At 43.5% G+C, this 3429-nt stretch carries 4 protein-coding genes; 1 reads left to right on the top strand and 3 read right to left on the bottom strand.

The window, feature by feature from the left end; genetic code table 11:
- The first annotated feature begins 215 nt into the window (after positions 1-215).
- Entirely contained in the window at positions 216-668 is a 453-nt protein-coding gene (locus tag Q0241_RS06735) for a cache domain-containing protein (protein ID WP_299375041.1), read from the top strand.
- A gap of 209 nt (positions 669-877) precedes the next feature.
- Here Q0241_RS06735 and Q0241_RS06730 read toward each other — a convergent pair whose 3' ends face one another.
- From Q0241_RS06730 to Q0241_RS06720, 3 genes are all read right to left on the bottom strand, one after another.
- Positions 878-1513: a glutathione S-transferase N-terminal domain-containing protein gene (locus Q0241_RS06730; RefSeq protein ID WP_299375038.1), complete on the bottom strand. Its 636-nt coding sequence runs from the start codon at positions 1511-1513 to the stop codon at positions 878-880.
- 78 nt (positions 1514-1591) lie between these two features.
- On the bottom strand, positions 1592-1915 hold the full coding sequence (locus Q0241_RS06725; RefSeq protein WP_299375035.1) for an NIPSNAP family protein: 324 nt from the start codon (positions 1913-1915) through the stop codon (positions 1592-1594).
- 410 nt (positions 1916-2325) lie between these two features.
- A partial coding sequence (locus Q0241_RS06720; protein ID WP_299375032.1) for a hypothetical protein occupies positions 2326-3429 on the bottom strand: 1104 nt, incomplete at its 5' end.

Genomic DNA, 3429 nt, shown 5'->3' with positions numbered 1-3429 from the left:
AAAAATTGAACCGAAAGTTGTTTACTCTGAAAAGCACGGTAACGTAATCTTCTCAACCGGCTATTACGAGTAAACCCTTGAGTATAAAGACCGGATTGCAAGTAACTAAAATCCGGTCATTTCAATTAAGTTAAGTGTAATTTCCTTAATCTAAGTTCCCCATTGAAACAAATTCAAAGTGGCAATCATTTGATTGCTTTGTGAGGAAGTTAGAAATGAAAAAAATCGTCTCGTTATTTACAACGCTTCTAGTCGTTGCATTTACATTCACAGCTCAGGCCGAAGATAAGAAAACGACGGCAGAGAATCTTGTGAAGGCTGCAATCGCACATTACAAAGAAGCTGGTCAGGAAAAAGCTTTTGCTGATTTTTCAGTTAAAGGTGGCGAATTTAATCACGGCGAATTCTATGTCTTTATTCAAAGTGTCGCGTCCAACGAGTTGGTTTATCACGGCGCAAACGTGAAACTGATTGGCAAAAACCTGATGGCATTGAAAGATCCTACAGGCAAAGAATTTGTAAAAGAATTCACCGTCAACACAAAAGCGAACGGCACAGCCTGGACAGAATATCAGTGGGTCCCTCCAGAAACCAAAAAAATCGCGCCGAAAGTCGCTTATAGTGAATTATATAACGACCTAATATTTGTTGTTGGGTACTATAAATAATACGACTTTCTGGTTAGCCAGTCGATGAAAAGCCTCCCCCTTCGGGGAGGCTTTTTTATGCTTAAAATCTAGCCCATGCGCTTTTTCAAATGAGAAAATCTGTGGGCCAAAGTAACCGCCTTGATGCCTCTTCGTTGTCATTCTGTGTTTTCAAAATGAAACTTTATCTGTTGGTTGGTGAAAATCGATACTTTCTCTAAATTTACAAATCATTCAGGGATAGGGATATCCTGCGTAAATTTGTGAATATGATAGCCTTTTTGAACCGCAGGGCGCACCGCAATTGAGTTATACCAGCGTTTCACATTCGGATATTCATTCAAATCTATAGCTTGCCATTCAAAACGAGAAATCCAAGGCCAAACAGCCATATCAGCGATGCTATATTCCCTCCCAACAATATAATCCTGACCGTCCAGTTGTTTGTTTAAGACACCATAAAGGCGTTTGGCTTCTGCTAAGTATCGATCCTGCGCATAAGGAGCTTTACCCGGATTAAATTTGGCGAAATGATGGACCTGCCCCAACATGGGACCCAAGCCACCCATCTGCCACATCAACCATTCAGTAACAGCCCAACGATCTTTGGCATCTACAGGCATAAATTTACCCGTTTTATCCGCCAAGTAGAGCATAATCGCACCGGATTCCATCAATGAAATACCGGTATCGTGATCAACAATGGCAGGAATTTTGTTATTGGGACTTATCTTTAAAAAGGCTTCTGCGTTCTGATCACCTTCCGTAATGTTAATTGGATGAACGGTGTAGTCCAACCCTAACTCTTCAAGCAGTATTGAAACTTTGCGCCCGTTTGGCGTGGTCCAGGTGTATAAGTCGATCATTCTTCATTCCTCGAGGGGCACCAGATCTTTGGTTAAATTCTGGTGCTTGTTCATTATATTCCGCGCAAGCCCGAAGGATCAGTCCTTTTTGCCCAAGGGACTAAAGGGGGCCGGTATCAAAATTTTATTTTCTTGCTTTTCAAGTAAGGGGCGTACTTCCTTGATGTATTCCAACCATTCCGGATCCGCCATCAATTGAGCCCGGCGGCGCGTGCGCTCTTCAAAACTATCATAAGCCCAAAGATGAACAATTTGGTTCAGTGGGCCAACTTCAGTATGGAAATATCCGACCATATGCCCCAGAATTCTTGTTTGTACGGCCAGCCCTTTCCTTTCATACAGTTCCATATACTCTTTAACTTTACCGATTTTCGCCGTATAAATGCGCTCATCTACAATCATGATCTAGTCCCTATTATTATTTGGTTTTTTCAGCCACCGACATAACTTGTTTTAACGGTGGTACAAAATTCCATTGTTTTGCTCTCGCCTACCATAGCTCAATCCCCCACGTCCCCCAAAGGGAACATGATACCGCACGCAAATTGACGATCACCATGTCTGCCGCTCGGCCAAATTCGCGATCATTGGCAAACTGTTATGACTCTTTAGAAACAGCCGATTGATAACCGTGGCAACAAGTTCAAATACATCTTCTGCATTGAGGTACACTTCATTCGTTTTAGTCGTGAATAGCACTGGATTTATGCAAAATCTCTCTACATCCGCCTCAACTCACATCTTTCCCATAACGTAGTCACAAAAAAAGGGTGGCCAGTGGCCACCCTTCCCTATTGCTGTATCGCTTAATTTTACGACAAGCTATTCCACCACTTTTCAAGCGTGGTATCAATCGTGTCCAGAAGATCTGGATCTTGCTGGGCAATCTGTTTTTCAAGTTCCTTGAACTCGCTTTGGATATTCTGAACGGCATTCTCGCTGCCTTTCTTATCCTTCAGATCTGCCAACGCATCCTCGGCTTCTTCCAAGCTGTCCCGTGCGGCCTCATATTGAGACTTTTGAACCATCAATCGGGTCAGGGAAATATTATCCTTGGCTCTCAGCTTCGCGGGAATAATTTGTTCTCGCTCTTCTAGAAACGCTTCCTGTACGTCTTCAATTTGATCTTCAGCATCTGAATAATTGTCGGATTTAATTTCTTTCAAGGCCTGCTGCAATCGCGTCTCTGCAGACCCCGTATCCACTTCAAGGGCAATATAACGAACTTTCGCACCTTCCAGTTTCTTACCTTCAAGATTAGATTGGCTCATTACTTTAGCGAAATTCTGATCATTTCCAGAAACCGGATACACAAGATCATCCGGCTCAACATCACCTTCGATCTCCAGTGCAATCACTTTCCGCTCATCGAACACGCCTGAGGATATAGTTGTTCCCTCGACCTCGGACGTCGGATCTGCTTTCTCAACGATATCTTTCGCCGTTTCTTTAGCTTTTGGAATAATTTTCTTGGCTGCGTTGCCATCATATCCACCAACTGTTTTCAGCTTATGTACGGCATCTGAAACATGTTTTTCGGCTGCACTTTTGTCTTTGTTCTGCATCGCCAATTGGGCGTGGTGCAGATCGGTAAGAAACATCTTACGCGCTGCCAGATCGTTCATGTTTGCCGATGGGCTTGTCATTTCTTGCTTGGATGTTCCGGTTGCATCGGCAGAAGACCCCGCTGATAAGACAGGTGTAGCACCTACGGTCAGAAGGCTAATTGCTGTTGCACACATCAAAGTTGCTTTTCTCATAACAAACTCCTTAATCCTTTGTATTTTTGTTGCGTCACTACGGCGCAGCGAACAACTCACAAATGGGATGCCTAATATCAAGGTGCGATGAGGGGCTGACACCTGCTCCATAAATTCTCCATAAAAAAGCCCGACGGAGAGACCAGAAAAATCAGC

The organism is uncultured Kiloniella sp. (genome assembly GCF_937128705.1).
GTDB lineage: Bacteria > Pseudomonadota > Alphaproteobacteria > Kiloniellales > Kiloniellaceae > Kiloniella.
Note: the sequence above shows the minus strand (reverse complement) of the source record. Positions and strands in the feature narration are given on the sequence as shown.